This is a genomic window from Thermococcus sp. MAR1 (genome assembly GCF_012027305.1).
Lineage (GTDB): Archaea > Methanobacteriota_B > Thermococci > Thermococcales > Thermococcaceae > Thermococcus.
Genome location: NZ_SNUF01000001.1, coordinates 355,580 through 373,737, shown reverse-complemented (window position 1 = coordinate 373,737; position 18,158 = coordinate 355,580). Strand labels below are relative to the sequence as shown.

Here is an 18,158-nt window from a genome sequence, read left to right as displayed (position 1 = left end):
GGTAATTTGCGATAGGCTCTTAGGCATTTGCATATATAAACCTTTCGATAAAGAAGGCCGGAGAACGGTTAATTTTAAACAAAAAGTTATATACGCAAATTTTCGACGAAAAGAAAAATCCTCCCGAAATTTTAGGACAAAAACGGGACTGTACATCCAAGATTTTTTATACATTGACGCACATAAAAAAGCACCACTGGATATAAATGCATGAAACAATGTTAGAACGAGGCCCTCAGCGAGAAGTCGGTCATCACCCATCAGATCACTCGCGTTCCAATCATCGGGCACCATTACAACTGTAATCGCATTCAGTTAAATATTTTGGCGGAGGGAATCGGCCAAAGATTTGTCATTTTGAATAATTTTGGCCTTGAAATTGTCATAACGTCAAAAAGGTGTTTACGTCCGGTTAGCGTATTAAAAAAATGGCGAGAGCATGAGTACCATGGTTTAACGCTTGAGTAAATCGTCTTTTGTCGAAAAAAACTATCAGAAAGCTTTTTATAGAATGCCTCACCTTATACATAATGCCCCAAAGCCATACACAGGGGTTTCATGATCCGGACATTTAAGAACGGGGGTGAATATTGTGGAACAACAGAGGGATCAATGGGCAACTAAGATTGGTTTGATTTTAGCAATGGCTGGAAACGCCGTCGGTCTGGGCAACTTCGTGAGGTTTCCAACGCAGGTTGCCCAGAACGGTGGCGGAGCCTTTATGGTGCCGTACTTTATAGCTCTGTTCTTCCTGGGAATACCGGTGATGTGGATTGAGTGGGTCGCCGGTCGCTACGGTGGAAAGTATGGTCACGGCACCCTCGGTCCCACGTACTACCTCATGGCCAGGGAGCGCGTCAAGCCGAGAGGCGCACTGTGGTGGGGAGTTATCAGCGGAATGCTGGCCTTTTCACTGACCGTTCTCCTGAACAGCTACTACCTCCACCTCATCGGCTGGTCCGCGGCTTACTCCTACTTCAGCGCCACTGGAGCCTACTTCGGCCAGAACACCGGAGAGTTCTTCGGCAACTACCTCGGCAACCACGCCCAGGTCATGCTCTTCTGGGGCATAACAGTGATCCTCCTCGCCATAGCCGTCGGACAGGGCGTCAGCAAGGGAATAGAAAGATGGGTCAAGGTCATGATGCCGCTCCTCTACGTCTTCGCCATCATAATGGTCGGCTACGTGTTCGTCCTCGGCTCACCAATAGACCCCAACTGGAGCACCATTGATGGATTCAGGTTCATCTGGAGCCCCAACTGGGCGTACCTCAAGGACCACTTCGCGACGGTCATGCTCGCCGCAACCGGGCAGATATTCTTCACCCTCTCGCTCGGTATGGGTATCATCCAGAACTACGCCAGCTACCTCGGCCCTGATGACGACGTCGCCCTCAGCGGTCTCGCAACGGTCTCCCTGAACGAGTTCGCCGAGGTAGTTCTCGGTGGTTCACTCGCCGTCCCGCTGGCTACCGCCTACGCCCCCAAGATCGTGCCGCCCGATGTTCTTGCCCAGGGCAAGAGTGAGGCCCTCGCGTGGATAGGCCAGAAGTTCGGCCTCGGATTCTCTTACACCAGCTTGCCCAACGTCTTCGTCAGCATGGGTGACATAGGAAAGCTCTTCGGAGCAATGTGGTTCCTCCTCCTCTGGTTCGCGGGCTTCACCTCAGCCATAGCCATGTACAACTACCTCACCGCCCTCCTCGAGGAGGACCTCAACATCAAGAGAAAGGTCGGAACCTGGGTAGTGCTCGTGCTCTACTTCATCGCGGGCCTTCCTGTGGTGTACATCAGCGGCTACCTCGACCAGGTTGACGCATGGGTCAGCTTCCAGCTCACGCTGCTGGCGCTCTTCGACATCATAGTGGCGGTGTACCTCTTCAAGCCGGGCAACTTCTGGAAGGAGCTGCACCAGGGAGCCTACATGAAAGTCCCCGGATGGTACAAGCCGATACTGCTCTACATAGCCCCAATACTCCTGCTGATACCGCTGATAGGATCCGCCCAGAGCCTCGTAGGAGCAACCCTCGAGTGGCCGGCCAGACTGGCAATAATCTTCATGTGGATCGTCGGTGCAGTGGAAAGCTACTACTCCATCAAGCGCAAGTACGGCGAGGAGCTCGAGAAGAACGAGGTCATCATAAGGGTCTGAGGTGATCGCAATGGAAAGCTGGGTAATCTACATGCTGATAGCGTGGCTGGCAATATTCGCCATGATGGGCTGGAGCATCAACAAGCTGCTCAAGGCGGAAAGAGGGGAAGTGTCTTAAACCCTTTTTCTTTCCCATTTTGGGGGGGTATAGGTGAAAAGCGAAAAAATACTTCTTGAAACTGCCGACGTTCTCGAATCAACCCTTGAAAAGATCGAGAGGCTCGGCAGCCTAAGTGAAAAGGAGAAGACAAAAGTCAAGAAATCCCTGGAGGAGGCCGCGGGGAACTTCCGGGAGGTCGCATCCAGGGTCGAGAAGGACAACGAGGAGCTGGCCGAGTTCTTCTTCAAAAAAGCCAAGGAGCTCAAATTGATGAGCACGGACAAGGCCATAGAGAAGGAGGGCAAAAAGAACTACCTGAAAGCGGTGAACAAGGTCCTCCTGTATTCCAGGTCGGCCGAGTACGACTTCAGCCCCAAAAAGCTCGTCGAGCTGAAGAGGGCATACCGGAAATACATCTTCGGAATGACGTCTTTCTTCGTCCTGACGGGGGCATATCTCAATCAGTTCTTCGCTATAACGGCGCTTATCCTGGCCATCCCGATAATCCTGTCGATGCTGTCCCTTCAGAGGAGGGGCTACACCGGACTCCTGCTGGCCTACGCCTCGGCCCCAATTCCCCTGGTCGTGGGCTTCAACGCGATAGTCTATTCCCTGAGTGCCCTGCGCGACCCCAACCAGGTGAGCACCATAGCGGAGCACCTGGGGAAGAGCGTATCCTTTGCGCAGGGATACCTGATATTCCTCGTCCTCCTCTCGGCGGTAGAGATATACCTAATAGCCAGCTCCCTCGTCGAACTCTACAAGCACCGGCACGCGTTCCTGTGAAAAAGAAGCCCTCAGTAGAGGGCTTCGTTGCCCTTCTCCCCTGTTCTTATCCTGATCGCGTCTTCCACTGGAATTACGAATATCTTCCCATCCCCGGGCGTTCCGCTTCTCGCGTTTCTGATGATGACGTCAATCACCTTCTCAAGGTCTTCGTCCTTCACGACGATCTCGATCTTCATCTTCGGAAGGAGGTCGTAGGGCGGAACGCCCCCCTGAACACCCCTCCCCTGGACGGGGTAAGCGGTCAGGGGCACTATCCCGATCTGTTTTAGGGCGTTCTTCACACGGTCGAAATCGTTTCCCCTAATAATCGCCTCAACCTTTTTCATGGCAACCACATAGGAGATTTGTCAAAACTCCAGAAAAGGCTTTCGAAGTGTGAAAAAATCATAAGAAACCGGAACTAAGAAACCTGGGCCAGGAACCTCCTCAGCCGTTTAGGTGAGATACGCGTTTTTCTGGCCAGCTCCTCAAGGTCGGCACCTTTCAGATCCTCGATGCTATGGACCCCAGCACGCTGAAGCTTTGCCAGCGTTTTCGGCCCGATGCCCTTTATGGAAAGGAGGTCGCTCTCGGCCTTGCAGGGTTTCCTCTTCTTCCGCGTCCGGGGCTTTCTGGATTCTTCCGGACCAGGCCTCTTCACCTTTCCAGGTGGCTTAACTGCCATCTCCTTGACGGCCTCCGTGGCGTAGGCCCTCTCGGCAACTCCTCTCTGCCGTTCAGCTGGCCTTTCGCTCTCCTCCGGTGGAACTTCAGGGGGTTCTACGTACTCCGGAACCTCAGGGGGATTTTCGCTCACGTAGCTGCCAACAATCACCGGTCTGAATGCGTTGTCCCTCTCCTCAAGCTTCCTCAGGAGCTCAACGTTGAAGTTTCCGGTTTTGATGTACCTCACCAGCTCGTTTGCCAGCCCCTGAAAGTCCCTGCTGTGCACCAGAACCCTCCTCCAGGCGTACTTCTTTGCCTGACCGGTCGTTATCAAAAACTGCCAGTCACTGGCTTCGAGTATCAGTAGCTCCCTTGCAAGCTGTTCAAGGATTCTATCGGCGGTTCTGTCCCCTCCGTAGTACCTGCTCGCCAGGGCCACCATTCTGTCCTCGGCCTTATAGATTTCCTCCCACGTCCACTCGGTCTCCTCGTTCCACCACGTTGAGTGGTCGGCGTTAGCTCCCCACGAACCTTCCGGAAGTTCAATCTCGTACCTCTCACCGGTGTAGTTGTCAAGGAAGGCAGAGAGCGTTGTCGTAGTTATTCCCCTTTCAGCCATCAGTTCAAGAACCCTGCCGAGCCACTTAACGCCCTCAAACCACCAGTGGCCGAAGAGCTCAGTGTCGTAGGGTGAAACGACTATTCCCTTCTCCCCGAACCTCTCCTCGAACTCACCCAGCAGTCTCTCTGCCAGCGAGACGAAGTGCCTCGCGTGCTCCTCAACGCGCTCCATCGCTTTATCGGGGTCGTAGAACTCCTTGTCGCCGAGCTCAACGTTTTTGCCCGTCACGCGCCAGTACTGCCCCCCGCTCTTCGGGGCCTTCCTGTGGAACTCCCTGTACCAGAAGTCGCCGGGGTAGCCGTAGTGCGCGCTCCAGACCTGGTGGCCGGTTTCCCTGTTGCGGGCAAAGACTGCTATGCGGGAGCCCTTGATCCAGTAAGGCCTGAGGGTGCTCTTATCACCCCCGTAAAGTGGAATCTCACCGTAGCCCCCAGTCACGGGGCCCTCATCAATCAGGCTGCTCTCAACGAAGAAGTACTCGATGCCGAACTCCTCCAGAAACTTCTCTATACCGGGTCTTTCAACCTTCCTTCCACCGGGAAGCTCCCACTCCCCGGCCGGCCGGTAGGCGCACTCCGGGAGCCATATCCCCCTCGGCCTCCTGCCGAAGTGCTTCTCGTAGGTCGCTATCCCGTTGGCGAGCTGGGCCCTTATGGCCTCGTCCCTGCCGAGGAGTGGTAGATAGCCGTGCGTTGCCGCGGAGGTTATTATTTCAATGTATCCTGCATCCTGGAACTCGCGGAACTTACCTATGATGTCCCCGTTTATGGCCCTCCAGTAGTCATAAACCTTCCTGAAGTGGCCGAGAGAGGCTTTAACCGCCTTTTCATCGTACCTGTCCGATTTCAGGTCTTCTTCTGTGGTCTCAATCTTCCGGAGGAGGTACCTCTCGAACTCGGCCTTGATGTAGTCGTCGGCCAGCTGTTCGGTCAGAACGGGGGTTATGTTGATCACGAGCTGGAACCTGATGCCCGAAGAACGGAGGCGTTCAAACTCCATGAGGAGGGGAATGTAGGTCTCGCTCATCGCCTCGTAGAGCCACTCCTCGCCGAAGGGCCATTTCCCATGCTTCCGGACGTAGGGGAGGTGGGTGTGGAGGACGAACGTGAAGTAGCCTTTCATTCTGTATCACCGGGAGTGTTATTGTACTTGGAGTATTTAACCTTATCCGGAACAGGGTTGAGCCCGTGCACATCTCAGGACAGCGAAGGAGTTTAAAGGGGAAGAGACAACCCGGAACGGGTGAGAGGATGAAGGAAGAGATGAGCAGCGTTGATATCCGCTACATAGTGAGGGAGCTTCAGTGGCTGGTCGGTTCTCGCGTTGACAAGATTTACCACGACGGCGACGAGATTAGAATAAAGCTCAGGACAAAGGAGGGAAGGCGGGATTTAATCCTCCAGGCCGGGAAACGCTTCCACGTGACGACGTACGTGAAGGAAGCTCCCAAAAGCCCGTCGAGCTTCACCATGCTCCTCAGGAAGCACCTCAGCGGTGGGTTCATCGATGAAATAGAGCAGCACGGCTTCGACAGAATAGTTAAGATCCGCGTTGGGGACTACACCCTCATCGGTGAGCTATTCAGGAGGGGAAACGTCATACTCGTTGACGGGGAGAACAAAATCGTTGCGGCGTTACGCTACGAGGAGTACAAGGACAGAAGAATAATGCCGAAGGCTGAATACAGGTTTCCGCCGGCGAGGGAGAACCCGCTGGAGGTAACGAGAGAGAGGTTCATCGAGCTGATGCGCGAGGAGGAAGAACTCGAGCTCGTGCGCGCTTTGGCGAGGAAGCTCAACATGGGCGGCATGTACGCGGAGGAAATCTCCATACGGACCGGCTTCGACAAGACGACGCCGGTTAAAGAGCTGAGCGACGACGACCTGCTGAAAGTATACGAGGCGATGATAGGCACCTTCAACGACGAACCGAAGCCGAACATCGTTTACAAGGACGGGAATCTGCATGATGTCGTTCCAATCGAGCTGAGGATCTACGAGGGGCTCGAGAAGCGCTATTTTACCACCTTCAGCGAGGCCCTCGACGAGTACTTTGGGAAGATAACCCTTGAGAAGGCGAGGGTCGAGCAGACGAAGAGGCTCGAAGCGAAGAAGAGGGCCCTTTTGGCCACGCTCAGGAAGCAGGAGGAGATGCTGAAGGGCTTCGAGGAGGGGGCGAAGACCAACCAGGAGATCGGGGACCTGATCTACGCGAACTATTCCCTCATCGAAAGGCTTTTGGAAGAATTCAGGAAGGCAACCGAGAAGCTCGGCTGGGGGGAGTTTAAGAAGCGCATCGAGGAGAGCAGGAAGGTCGGCAACAAAATAGCGCTCATGATTAAATCCATAGACCCGAAGGAAAAAGCGGTGACAATAGAGCTTGAGGGAAAGAAGGTAAAGCTCTACCTCAACAGGAGCATAGGCGAGAACGCCGAGCTCTACTACGAGAAGGCCAAGAAGTTCAGGCACAAGTACGAGGGCGCCTTAAAGGCCTACGAGGACACAAAGAGGAAGCTGGACGAGATAGAGGGGCTCATCGAGGAGGAGCTCAAGAAGGAGCTGAACGTCAAGCGCATAGAGCGGAGAAAGAAGAAGTGGTTCGAGAAGTTCCGCTGGTTCGTTTCAAGCGAGGGGTTTCTTGTTCTGGCCGGTAAAGACGCCGGCACCAACGAGATTCTCATAAAGAGGCACATGAGCGAGAACGACCTCTACTGCCACGCCGACGTTTATGGTGCTCCGCACGTCGTCATCAAGGACGGTCAGAAGGCGGGAGAAAAGACCATCTTTGAGGCCTGTCAGTTTGCTGTTTCGATGAGCAAGGCGTGGAGCAGAGGTGTTTACAGCGAGGACGCCTACTGGGCCTATCCGAACCAGGTCACAAAGCAGACTCCCAGCGGCGAGTACCTGGGCAAGGGGGCCTTCATGGTCTATGGAAAAAGGAACTGGCTCCACGGGCTTCCGCTCAAGCTGGCGGTGGGTGTGATAAATTACGAAGGCGAGGATTTCGTCGTCTGTGCACCCATCGAGGCCATAAAGGCCCACACGGAGAGGCACATCGTAATCCGTCCCGGCTCACTCAAGAAGAGCGAGCTGGTGAAGAGGATAAAGCGCATCCTCGAAAAGTGGGGCTACAAGGTAAGGGAAGAGGACATTATGGCAGTCCTTCCGCCTGGGAACGGAGAGATAGCCGAGGTCGTTGGTTAGAGCTTTTCGCCGCCCGCGACTACGAAACCTATCACAAAGCTGAGCAGGGCTACAACGTAACCCTCCGCCAGGATTCCGAAGTAGCCGGAGCCATAGACGTACCATGAGACCACGGTGAAGACAAACATCCCGACAGTACCGATTCCGGGCCCGAGCCTGCCGCCCAGGACTCCAAAGAGCACCGCAACGAGGATCATGAATACTCCGGCGAAGAACGCTATGAAGGTGAACATTCCTGCGGTGCTGTTGGGGTTGAGCCACCAGAATGCTCCCTTGAACCCACCCGGGATGTTCAGGACTTCACGTAGGATGCCAATGAATGTTATCTCTCCACCGTCAAAGCGGAACCACGGCAGGGCAAAGGAGAGCACGACCAGCAGGGATGAGAGGAAGGAAAAGAGCCTCACCTCCGCCACCTCTCAAATTTTATCAAACTAACTCCCTCCCGGTGGTTGTCATCACGAGCTTTCCGTGCTTTACCCCCTTCAGGCTTATCAGCCTCTCTGCTATCTCCTTTATTCTGCTCGCTTTTCCTTTGACCACGACGACCTCGAGGCAGTTGTGCTCATCCATGTGGACGTGGAGGCTCGAGACTATCTCGTCAACGTAGTCATGCTGAAGGTCGAGGAGCTCCTTCACGACGTCGGCCTCGTCGTGGTTGTAAACTATCGTGATTGTACCGGCAACGTCCCTGTCTCCCTCCTCCCACTCGTATCTGACTATGAAGTCCCTCATCATGTCCCTTATTGCCTCGCTCCTGTTGACGTAGCCCTTCTCCTCGATTATACGGTCGAACTTTTCGAGCAATTCATCCGGAACCGATACACCGAAGCGAGTGATCTTCATGACACCACCGTAATCTCTTTGGACGTCATCGTTAAAAACGTGACGCGAAAGCCTTTTATTCCCCCGGGAAAAGATAGCCCCATGCCAATCGAGGAGCTGTACGCCATAGCGACCAGGGAGCTCGCCAAAGACCTCGTGTTCGAGATAGACGAGGAGCCGGTGACCCTTTCAATAAGGGGTGTCCTTCTTGCCAGAACCGACTCCAAGAGTTACAACTTCTCCTTCTTTGAGCTCAGCGAGGACGAGTTCGTTCTTGCGGTTCATATGAAGGGCTTTGTTGTTTACCTCGGCATCGAATCGGACGAGGAACTGGAGGAAGAGGTATATCCTGAACTCGTCAGGGCTCTCTTGGAACACCTCACGCCCCAGATAGCCCTCCTTATCACGAAGGCAGAGAAGGAATACAAAGGACGGGCCGACCTGCTCCTCGACGACGAGATGGGTCCGGACATGAAGGAGTTCTTCTACGGTCTCCTGGTCAAGCACAGGAAGGGAAGGCCTATCTACGAACAGACCGAGGTCGCCTAGCCGAGAAGCTCCACAAAGACGAGAGCGGCGAGCATGACCGCCAGTACCAGCACAGTCCTCTTCGTGTATAGCTTCGCGGCCCTCTTTTCATAGTAGCTCCGTGGAGAGACGTTGAGGATGTAGAGGCCGAGAAGGGAACCGCTGAGAAGACCGAGAACGTTCTCAACGGTGAGGACAAGAGAGCCCCTAAAAACTCCCCACCAGCCCATCGCGAGGGATATCCCTACGACAGTTGTCGGCGGAACGAGGGCAGCGGCGATCGAGACGCCGGCCAGAATCTCCGGGATTCTGCTAACTATGGCAACTATTCCCGCGTAGCCGAGGATTATCGCGAGGAGGATGTACACCAGTCCAGAGTCGCCGCGGATGAATATCTCATGGGTTGGTTCTGGGGGCATTGAGCCTGCAAACCTGAGGGCCAGGGAGGCAAGGAGAGCCGAGAGGAATATGACGCCGAGAAGCTTTAAGATTGAGGAAACGGCATCGAGGGCATCCCTCCCCTTGCCCATGACGATGTTAAGGGAGAAACCGTAGAGCGGGCCGAGGATCGGTGAGAGGAGCATGGCCGAGATTATCATCACTATGCTGTCGTTTATCAAACCGAAGAGCGCTATGATCGAGGCAACGGCACCAAGGGTGAGCTGAATCGGGTCGACCCGTGCCTGGTTGTTGGCGTTCTCGATGAGGCCCTCTATGGCAGCGAGACTCCAGCGGCGCTTGAACCTTTTAAGAGACTTTACCGAGTTTGCGTACTTCACGGACTTCCCGCTGACGGGCGCCCAAGTTATCGAGGAGTGCCCCTTCCGCAGGTCAACGGCCTTCATCAGTTCATCGACGACGTCGTTAATCACGAAATCCGGCACGAGGACGGTGAATTTGAGCGCCCGGTGCCCGTTGCTCTGCACTTCCTCGGCGTAGAACTGGAGGCTCCACTTGGTCAGAACCCCATTAACTTTTTCACCCTCGCCCTCGTCGCAGTAGATTTCCAGCCGGAGCATGGGACATCAAAGACCCTACGGCACCCACTCTAATAACCCTTCCGGAAACGCTTCAATATAATTTGAAACAATTGCAAACCTTATAACCCTCCACGACGTAGAGGTTATGGAGGAACATGGCGGGCAAACTGGCTGTCTCCACCGCCATCTCGGCGTTGCTCTCTTTCCTCGCGTGGATACTTCTCCAGCTCAACCACTTCCTCGGAGTCCTCCTCTTTATCTCCGCGGTCATCATACCTCCGGCGGTTTTCAGGGACTACTACAGCAAAAGGCCCCTCCAGCTGGCACCGTTTCTGGCGGCATCGCTCATCCTGATGTTCCTCTTCCAACCCCCTCCGGTCTCCGGCCCCAACATCTATTTCGGCCTCCACTTCGCCACGGGCTGTTGGGAAAAGGAAGGGGATATATGGCCTCTAAGCGAGGGAGAGCTCTCCTATTCCTGCAACGAGATAGTTGCGTACTCGACGGTTCGCGTCAGCGGTGTCGCATGGAAATCAGTCAGTGTTGAACTGCCCCTCCTCGGCGGCTTTGTAACCCTATATGAACCACGGGAGAAGGCGGATAAAGCCTACCGCGAGGCCACAGAACGCCTCGAATCCAGAGACTACATCAAGCTCGTGGAGAACTACGGAACGTACTCCCACACCATAAAAGATGCCCTGTTCGTCAAAGGAAGCGAGTGTATCTACCTGATGGAAACCAGGGTTCTCGGTGGGGGTCTCGCAGTTATTTCAGCACGTGGTCCGTGCAGGGGCGTTAAGGGGTTCGCACTTCGCTGGCACGACGACTATCTCTGGAACGTTAGCGAACCGCCCATCTTTGAGAGGTACCGCTTCAACTGGAGTTCAAAGGAAGGCGTTAAAATCGGGAGGTTCACTCCGGTGGAATGGCCCGAGGAGTGGGTAAGGAACACCTACGATGCCATCTGCATCGAGCTCAAAGGAACTGGATACGTCAAGCGGATGGAGGGAAAAACCGGGGACTGCAGGTGGTCCCTCTGGACGAGGGGGGAGAAATCACACTATCTAGCTATTAAAGGCAAAGAAATCCTCGTGCTGAGCGGGAAAACGGAAGACGTTGAAAGAACCGCGGAGAAGGTTTCGCCCTGCGGGATGAAGAACGGCCGGAAAGCTGAAGGGAAGACGCCGAAAGAGCTGCTCAACCTCGTGGTGTCTGCGCTCAACGGGAGCTTTGCCCTGAAACCAGCCCAGGAACAAAACCCCTGGGCCCTTGCGGGGGAGAAGTTAGTGGGCGAAAACCTGAGCGTGACGGTTCTCGTTTACGGCACTCAATGGCAGTGCAACTACGCCCGCTACCTGCTCGACACCGGGGGAAATACGACGTCAATCTGCATCGGGCGGGGAGGATACTTTGTCACCGTGGCGATTGAGGGAGATGCTAAAAGCGTGAGCGTTGTTTTATCGTCAATAAAACAACCAAAAAGAACTTAAGGGGGTTTGGCCTCCATAGGTCGATGCGCCATGATTACCAGGAGTGATTGTTTTTGGCGTCTCTGAGGTCCCTCTGAATCTTCTGGTTAGTCCAACGACTCAAGGGCGGGATCGTTTTTGGTCTGAATTATAGGGGGGCTCGTTTTTGGAGGTTTTAGAGGACTAAGCCCCCACCTCACGACCGAGATGTTCCGCTCTGGGTTAGCCATTGCGCTCGTTATTCCCTCATCTTTGGGACGTTTCTTGAAAGGACTAAAGGAGGTGTTAGAATGAAAGCCGTTCTGCCGGATTCGAGAATACCAAAGAGGTGGTACAACATACTGTCCGACCTGCCGGAGGAGCTGGCGCCTCCCCTCGATCCAGAGACAGAGGAGCCGATGGAGCCGGAGAAACTGTTGAGGATTTTCGCAGAAGAACTCGTAAAGCAGGAGATGAGCACCGAAAGGTACGTTGAGATTCCCAGGAAAGTCCGCGAGCTGTACGCCAAGATTGGCCGCCCTACGCCGCTCTTCCGCGCGACCAACCTGGAAAAGGCCCTTGGAACGCCGGCGAGGATTTACTTCAAGTACGAGGGTGCAACAGTAACTGGTAGCCACAAGATAAACACCGCCCTGGCCCAGGCGTACTACGCGAAGGAACAGGGAATAGAGAAGCTTATAACTGAAACTGGAGCCGGACAGTGGGGGACAGCTTTGAGCCTGGCCGGGGCGCTTATGGGGCTGAAGATAAGGGTTTACATGGCGAGGGCGAGCTACCAGCAAAAGCCCTACAGGAAGACGATAATGCACCTCTACGGGGCCGAGATTTATCCAAGCCCGAGCAACAGAACCGAAATAGGCAGGAAGTTCCTGGCGGAAGACCCCAACCACCCCGGCGGACTGGGGATAGCGATAAGCGAGGCCATCGAGGACGTTCTCCGCGATGAGAAGGCACGCTACGCCCTTGGAAGTGTCTTAAACCACGTTCTCATGCATCAGACGGTCATCGGTTTGGAAGCCAGGGAGCAGATGAAGGAGTTCGAGGAGCCGGACGTTATAATCGGCTGCGTCGGCGGCGGGAGCAACTTCGCGGGTTTGGCTTACCCCTTCGTGAAGGACGTCCTCGACGGAAAAGCGGACTACGAGTTCATAGCCGTTGAACCGAAGGCCGCACCGAGCATGACGAGAGGGGTCTATAAATACGACTTCGGCGATTCAGGGGGATACACGCCGAAGATGAAGATGCACACTTTAGGGCACACCTACTACGTCCCGCCGATCCACGCCGGTGGACTTCGCTACCACGGTTTAGCCCCAACGCTGAGCATACTCATAAACCACGGCATTGTAAAACCGGTGGCTTATCACCAGAACGAGGTCTTCCAAGCAGCGGAGCTGTTCGCGAAGACCGAAGGCATAATTCCAGCACCGGAGAGCGCCCACGCCGTCAAGGGCGTCATTGACAGGGCGCTGAAGGCAAAGGAAGAGGGCAGGGAAGAGGTCATTCTCTTCAACCTGAGCGGACACGGCCTGCTTGACCTCAAGGGCTACGAGGACTACCTCGATGGGAAGCTTGAGGACTACGAGCCCAAGCAGTTCCCTGCCATGGAAGAATGAGCCTTCCCCACCTTTAACTTTTACTTTAACCTTGACAGGATCCTTCTCGGATAGAAGTTCAGGCTGGCTCTGGCCTTTGGAATTTCCATACCGATGTTTATTCCGAGGCCCATCAAATCCCTTGGAGAGCGGACGTGCCATTTAGTCTCGGCCGAACTCGTGATGAATCTCGGGACCGAATACTTGTCAACGAGCTGCCATGTCTTGGCCATAAAGCGGAGTATCTGTACCCTCTCGTAGGGGTTCGCCCCAAGCAGCGGTGCCAGAGAGAATCCTATCGCGACATTCCTCCTGGCCGCTATCCTCGCCAGGATGTGGTCAAAGCCCGGATCCTTCCTCCCCAGCCACGGGCTTATGAGTGCATCAACGCCGGCCTCAAGGACGGCGCGGTTTACCCTCATGTCCCCGCCCTGAACGTAGAGGAGGACCTTTAAATTGCGGTTCTTCACCTCGCGGATGAGGCTGGGCTTTTTTGTGACTATCAGGAGAGCCACCCTTCCGTATCTTTCGCGAAGCTCTTTAATCTCATCCTTGAGCTTTCCCCAGTCGGGGGAACTTTCTAGGACGAGCTTTTTGGTGAAGACCACCTCATCGAACCACTCACTGGCCAGAGCGTGGGCATCTTCACTCCTCACATCCATCTCTACGAAGTAGTCGCGGGAGAAGGGAGCTCCCTCCATTTCGGCTTCGGGTTTTCCTCCACTCTCCGGCATCATTCCTCCAGCCACTCCCTTACGGCTTTAACTACCGCTTCCTTCCTCATGGGAAAGGCCTTGACCTTTATCCTGACCTGAATAGTATCGCCGCCTTCATCCACCTCGACATCACCGAGGTAGGCCTTCTGCTTGTTGAACCTCACGTAGAGCGTTCCCTCCTCGTCAACCTTCTCGTCAAGGTTGTCGATGATGTAGCGTTTGTCCTCCTCGCTCAGCAGTTCCTTGAAGTGGTCGATGAACTTTCTAACCGCCCTGCTCCGCTTTATCTCCACGTTGACGACCTTGATGGGGTTGCCAAAGAAACCCGTGGTCTCGTCTATGTCAAAGATTATGTCCTCGTCGTCTATATCCTCGGGGATGAAAGTCCCAATAGCTTCAAGAACCTTGTCCTCGTCTTCCGTTGCCTGGATGAAAGTGGTAATCCTGACATGGTGCGCCCTTATCTTCCCCATTGCCCTCACCGGGGAAAATTGGGGCCGGTGCTTTAAAAGGTAACCGCAACTACCGTTTGGGAAAAACTTAAATAAAATCCCATTAAACTAACTATGGTGGGAATATGCTGGCAAAAGTGGACCCAAAGGGAAGACTGTACCTTCCCAAGGAGCTGAGGAAGAATCTCCCAAAAGAGGTTTACCTCGTCAGGGTGGATGATGGCATACTCATAGTTCCCAAGCCAGAAGACCCCTTAAAGGAGCTTGAAGAGCTTGGAAAAAACCTTCCGGACATCCCGATTAAGGAAATCAGGGTGGAAATCCTAAAAGAGGCCGAAAAGCTCGCAGGTGAGTGAAATGGTCTACGCTGACACCGACTTTTTTCTAGCCCTTTTAAAGCCCTCCGACTGGCTTAAGGAAAACGCCAGGAAAATCTACGAAAGATACATGGACGAGATAACAACTTCAGAAGCAACGTTTCTTGAGCTACTGATACTCTCAAAGAAGTTCAACCTTGACCCTGTTAGACTTTTGGCAGCGGTCATGGCGGTAATAGGGGAAGAAAACGAGGACTACCTCCGGGCGGCATACTACATGAAGGAGCACAGACTCAATCCCTTCGATGCTGTTCACGCGGCAAAATGTGAGGGGACAATAATAAGCTCAGACAAAGCCTTTGAGGAGGTAGGAATCAAAAGGATAAAGCTCGAAAGTCTGGAAGAAGAATAGAGGGCATCACTTGCCCTTGCCCTTGTTGGCCCTTATGCTGGGCCTGACCTTTTCAGCCCCTTTGCCCTTGTTCCTAAGTCCCCTGCTCTTCCTGCCTGCTGAAGTGAGTCCGCGGAAGACCCTACCCTTGTGGGCCTTGCCGGATATCCAGTTGATCTTGGGGTCAGCCTTGATGACCGGGTGGTGCGGGTCGACCATTATAACCTCGAACCACCTGTACATTCCGTCCTCGCCGACCCAGTAGCTGTTGAGGACCTCAAGGTTGGGGAACTTTCTGGCCGCCTTCTCCTCGGCTATCCACTGGAGGCTCTTCTTCGGGGAGTATTTAACCATACCCATCTTGCTCGGCTTCCTTCCGCCCTTCCACCTGGGCCTCTTCCTTCCGCCCTTCCTGACTCTGACTCTAACCATCACGTAGCCCTGCTTGGCCTGATAGCCGAGGCTCCTAGCGCGGTCGAGCCTGGTCGGCCTCTCAATCCTAACGACGACCGGCTCACGGCGCCACTTTATCATTCTGACCTTGAGAAGCTCCCCGACGTAGCTCTTCTTGGGGCTCTTCCAGGCTTCCCTAATGTACTTGTACATTCCCATCTTGCTCCCTCCTTAGCTTGTGGTTCTCCCTCCCGGGAACATCCCGCGGGCTTGGCCCGCCTAGTCGGTCGAGGTTCGAGGTTGAGTTTTTAAGCCTTGCGGAGTAGTTAATACGGTGAAACCGATGCGCCTTCAAAGACTCGTATCTCTAATGAGGGAGAACAACTTCGACGGTGCTCTAATAAGCCCCGGAACGAACCTCTACTACCTCACGGGGCTGAGCGTACACGAAGCTGGTGAGAGGCTCACGGTTTTGGTCGTAAGCGCCGACGGCGACTACAGGCTCCTAGCGCCGAGCCTTTACGAAAACGTGGTCAGGAACTTTCCGGTTACCTTCTGGCGCGATGGGGAGAACCCCTACGACAAGCTCGCCTGGATCCTGGCGGAGTTTCACCTTTCCAAAGGCAAGCTCCTCATAGAAGACACGATGCGCGCCGACTGGCTGATGAACGTCATAAAGCTCGGTCCCTTCGAGTTCTACCCGCTCAGCTCGCTCGTGAGGGAGCTCCGCATGAGGAAGGATAAGCACGAGATAGAGATGATGGGACATGCGGCAAAGGTAGCAGACAGGGTTTTCGAGGAGATTCTGAGCTGGGATTTGCTTGGAATGCGCGAGCGGGAGCTGGTTCTGAAGATAGAGCTCGCCATCAGGGAGCTCAGCGACGGGATCTCATTCCAGCCGATAGTGGCGAGCGGAGAGAACGGGGCCAACCCACATCACGAGCCAGGTGATAGGAGGCTCAGAAAGGGCGACATGGTGATACTCGACTACGGGGCGAGGTGGAAAGGCTACTGCTCGGACATAACCCGAACCATAGCCCTAGGCAGACCTAACGAGAAGCTCGTGGAGATTTACGAGGTCGTCAAGGAGGCACAGGAGAGAGCTTACAGGGCTGTCCGTGAGGGAGTTGAGGCTAAAGAGGTTGACAGAGCGGCAAGAGAGGCCATAGAGAATGCCGGCTATGGCGACTACTTCACCCACCGGACGGGACACGGCCTTGGTTTGGACGTTCACGAAGAGCCCTACATAGGCCCGGACGGAAACGTGGTTCTTGAAAACGGCATGACCTTCACGGTGGAGCCGGGAATATACATCCCCGGCCTCGGAGGGGTTCGCATAGAGGACGACGTCGTTGTCCACGAGGGAAGAGGAAAAAGGCTGACGAGAGCGGAGAGGGAGCTCATCCGGCTTTAAAGACCCTCTCCCCCTCGATGTACGTTTCAAGAACCTTTATCCCCCTCAGTTCCTTTTCATCCACCTCGAACGGATCATCGCTGACTATTATGAAGTCCGCGAGCTTGCCCTCCTCAAGGCTTCCCAGATCCTCTTCCATTAGAACTCCGGCGGAACCTGCTGTGTATGCGTGGAGTGCCTCTTCAAGCGTTAGGGCTTCGTCCGGGGTGAGGTCTGCCAGTGGAATCCCCTCGTACTTTCCACGGGTTACTGCAGCATACACGGTCTCCCAAGGGTCCAGTGGCTCCACAGGAGAGTCCGTGCTTAACCCGAATGGGATACCAGCCTTGGAAATGCTCTTGAAGGGATAGACCCACTTTGAACGCTCCTTCCCAACCCGCTCAAGAACCCACCAATCGGTTATCACGAAGTGGGGCTGGAGGGCGAGTCTGACACCGAGGCGTTTGGCCCGTTCTATTTGATCCGGCCTCATGAGCGATGCGTGCTCTATCCGGTGGCCCGCCCTTTCGACGTCCCCGAGTGCTTCGTAAACGTCGAGAACCATGTCCATCGTCGCATCACCTATAGAATGGACCGCAAGCTGGAGGCCCATTTCGTGGGTTTCCCACGCCACCCCCTCAAGCCACTCCTTCCCTACATTTGGATAGCCCCTCGTTTCGGCATCGTTGTACGGACTTGAGAGCCATGCAGTTCTCGCGCCGAGGGAACCGTCGGCTAGAACCTTTATACCACCTATTTTTAGCCGCCTGCCACCGAAACCGCGCCTTATTCCAAGCTTTTTGAGAACTTCGAGGACATCCAGGTTCTCCTCCGGTTTAAGGTAGACTTTCACCCTGAGCCTCAGCTGACCTTCGGCATCAAGGTAACCAAGAACTTTTAGAGCCCTCTCGCCAACGCTCACGAAGCCCACAGTGGTTATCCCCTTGGAGAGCACGTATTCCGAAGCCCTGAGCAGGTATCCCCTGTACTCGTCCTCTCCAACCCTCTCATCGAACTTTCTGACGGCAAAACTGAAGGCCTCTTCCTTCACGATCCCAGTAGGTTCCCCGTTCTCGTCCCTGAGAACGTCCTCGGAATCCCAATCAATCAGCCCAGTCTCCTCAAGGGCCTTAGTGTTCAAGACAGCCGCATGAAGGCACACCCTGGAGAGCATTACTGGCCTGTCACTCACAACCTCATCCAGATCATGCCTCGTCGGCCATCTGTTCTCCTTGAAGAGCTCCTGATCCCATCCGTGGCCACGGAGCCAACCGTCCTTTTTCTTTGCGAAGTCTCTAAGTTTTCTCTTAAGCTCCTCGATGCTCCTCACTCCCCTTAAATCGAGCATGTTGAGGTACTCCCCGAGTTCGTCGAGATGCATGTGGGAGTCTATGAAGGCCGGTAGAACCGTTCCTCCGTCGAGGTCTATTATCTCAGCGTTCAGAACTTCGGCAGCTTTGAGGATTTCCTCCGTGCTCCCGAGCATTGCTACCCTCCCGCCCACGACTAAAAACGCCTCGACGCGCTTGACGGGACGGAATGAAACGTAGACGTTCCCGTTTATAAAAGCACGTTTCAAGCACATCAC

Annotated in this window: 18 protein-coding genes; 9 read left to right on the top strand and 9 right to left on the bottom strand. The window is 54.5% G+C overall.

All coding sequences use genetic code 11. From position 1 onward, the window contains the following. The first annotated feature begins 592 nt into the window (after positions 1 to 592). The gene (locus E3E25_RS02170) at positions 593 to 2,152 is read left to right on the top strand and encodes a sodium-dependent transporter (RefSeq protein WP_167891637.1); all 1,560 of its coding nucleotides are present in this window, start codon (positions 593 to 595) and stop codon (positions 2,150 to 2,152) included. 151 nt (positions 2,153 to 2,303) lie between these two features. Further along, entirely contained in the window at positions 2,304 to 3,038 is a 735-nt protein-coding gene (locus tag E3E25_RS02165; RefSeq protein WP_167891636.1) for an alpha-glucosidase, read from the top strand. Positions 3,039 to 3,049: 11 nt separating this feature from the next. On the opposite strand, the gene E3E25_RS02160 is transcribed toward E3E25_RS02165, so the two are convergent. After that, positions 3,050 to 3,367: a P-II family nitrogen regulator gene (locus E3E25_RS02160; RefSeq protein ID WP_167892605.1), complete on the bottom strand. Its 318-nt coding sequence runs from the start codon at positions 3,365 to 3,367 to the stop codon at positions 3,050 to 3,052. Between the two features lie 74 nt (positions 3,368 to 3,441). Beyond that, the gene (locus E3E25_RS02155; RefSeq protein WP_167891635.1) at positions 3,442 to 5,430 is read right to left on the bottom strand and encodes a 1,4-alpha-glucan branching protein; all 1,989 of its coding nucleotides are present in this window, start codon (positions 5,428 to 5,430) and stop codon (positions 3,442 to 3,444) included. A gap of 128 nt (positions 5,431 to 5,558) precedes the next feature. On the opposite strand from E3E25_RS02155, the gene rqcH reads away from it, so the two are divergent. Next, on the top strand, positions 5,559 to 7,511 hold the full coding sequence (rqcH, locus tag E3E25_RS02150) for a ribosome rescue protein RqcH (RefSeq protein ID WP_167891634.1): 1,953 nt from the start codon (positions 5,559 to 5,561) through the stop codon (positions 7,509 to 7,511). Here the strand turns inward: rqcH and E3E25_RS02145 are convergent. Next, on the bottom strand, positions 7,508 to 7,918 hold the full coding sequence (locus E3E25_RS02145) for an amino acid permease (RefSeq protein WP_167891633.1): 411 nt from the start codon (positions 7,916 to 7,918) through the stop codon (positions 7,508 to 7,510). The genes rqcH and E3E25_RS02145 overlap by 4 nt on opposite strands. A 22-nt stretch (positions 7,919 to 7,940) precedes the next feature. Then, complete coding sequence (gene nikR, locus E3E25_RS02140; RefSeq protein ID WP_167891632.1) at positions 7,941 to 8,357, bottom strand: nickel-responsive transcriptional regulator NikR; 417 nt, start codon at positions 8,355 to 8,357, stop codon at positions 7,941 to 7,943. Between the two features lie 81 nt (positions 8,358 to 8,438). On the opposite strand from nikR, the gene E3E25_RS02135 reads away from it, so the two are divergent. Further along, entirely contained in the window at positions 8,439 to 8,885 is a 447-nt protein-coding gene (locus E3E25_RS02135; RefSeq protein WP_167891631.1) for a hypothetical protein, read from the top strand. Here the strand turns inward: E3E25_RS02135 and E3E25_RS02130 are convergent. Then, positions 8,882 to 9,883: a TIGR00341 family protein gene (locus tag E3E25_RS02130; protein ID WP_167891630.1), complete on the bottom strand. Its 1,002-nt coding sequence runs from the start codon at positions 9,881 to 9,883 to the stop codon at positions 8,882 to 8,884. The genes E3E25_RS02135 and E3E25_RS02130 overlap by 4 nt on opposite strands. Before the next feature lie 116 nt (positions 9,884 to 9,999). On the opposite strand from E3E25_RS02130, the gene E3E25_RS02125 reads away from it, so the two are divergent. Together E3E25_RS02125 and E3E25_RS02120 are read left to right on the top strand one after the other, a co-directional pair. Further along, positions 10,000 to 11,334: a hypothetical protein gene (locus E3E25_RS02125; protein WP_167891629.1), complete on the top strand. Its 1,335-nt coding sequence runs from the start codon at positions 10,000 to 10,002 to the stop codon at positions 11,332 to 11,334. Positions 11,335 to 11,603: 269 nt separating this feature from the next. Further along, entirely contained in the window at positions 11,604 to 12,929 is a 1,326-nt protein-coding gene (locus E3E25_RS02120) for a TrpB-like pyridoxal phosphate-dependent enzyme (RefSeq protein WP_167891628.1), read from the top strand. Between the two features lie 20 nt (positions 12,930 to 12,949). Here E3E25_RS02120 and E3E25_RS02115 read toward each other — a convergent pair whose 3' ends face one another. Continuing rightward, positions 12,950 to 13,609: a Ribonuclease P protein component 3 gene (locus tag E3E25_RS02115; RefSeq protein ID WP_167892604.1), complete on the bottom strand. Its 660-nt coding sequence runs from the start codon at positions 13,607 to 13,609 to the stop codon at positions 12,950 to 12,952. Between the two features lie 32 nt (positions 13,610 to 13,641). After that, positions 13,642 to 14,097: an RNA-binding protein gene (locus E3E25_RS02110; protein WP_167892603.1), complete on the bottom strand. Its 456-nt coding sequence runs from the start codon at positions 14,095 to 14,097 to the stop codon at positions 13,642 to 13,644. A 104-nt stretch (positions 14,098 to 14,201) separates the two neighbouring features. Between E3E25_RS02110 and E3E25_RS02105 the strand changes: the two genes are divergently transcribed. Together E3E25_RS02105 and E3E25_RS02100 are read left to right on the top strand one after the other, a co-directional pair. Beyond that, positions 14,202 to 14,432 (top strand): AbrB/MazE/SpoVT family DNA-binding domain-containing protein, encoded by a 231-nt coding sequence (locus tag E3E25_RS02105; RefSeq protein WP_167891627.1) that lies wholly within the window; start codon positions 14,202 to 14,204, stop codon positions 14,430 to 14,432. A 1-nt stretch (position 14,433) separates the two neighbouring features. Continuing rightward, a complete protein-coding gene (locus E3E25_RS02100) occupies positions 14,434 to 14,805 on the top strand; it encodes a type II toxin-antitoxin system VapC family toxin (protein ID WP_167891626.1) in 372 nt (123 codons plus the stop codon). A gap of 6 nt (positions 14,806 to 14,811) precedes the next feature. On the opposite strand, the gene E3E25_RS02095 is transcribed toward E3E25_RS02100, so the two are convergent. Continuing rightward, positions 14,812 to 15,396 (bottom strand): 50S ribosomal protein L15e, encoded by a 585-nt coding sequence (locus E3E25_RS02095; RefSeq protein WP_167891625.1) that lies wholly within the window; start codon positions 15,394 to 15,396, stop codon positions 14,812 to 14,814. Positions 15,397 to 15,520: 124 nt separating this feature from the next. On the opposite strand from E3E25_RS02095, the gene E3E25_RS02090 reads away from it, so the two are divergent. Continuing rightward, positions 15,521 to 16,591, top strand: a complete 1,071-nt coding sequence (locus E3E25_RS02090; protein ID WP_167892602.1) for a Xaa-Pro peptidase family protein — start codon at positions 15,521 to 15,523, stop codon at positions 16,589 to 16,591. Here the strand turns inward: E3E25_RS02090 and E3E25_RS02085 are convergent. Next, a complete protein-coding gene (locus tag E3E25_RS02085; protein WP_370456636.1) occupies positions 16,578 to 18,149 on the bottom strand; it encodes an amidohydrolase in 1,572 nt (523 codons plus the stop codon). The genes E3E25_RS02090 and E3E25_RS02085 overlap by 14 nt on opposite strands. Positions 18,150 to 18,158: the final 9 nt, after the last annotated feature.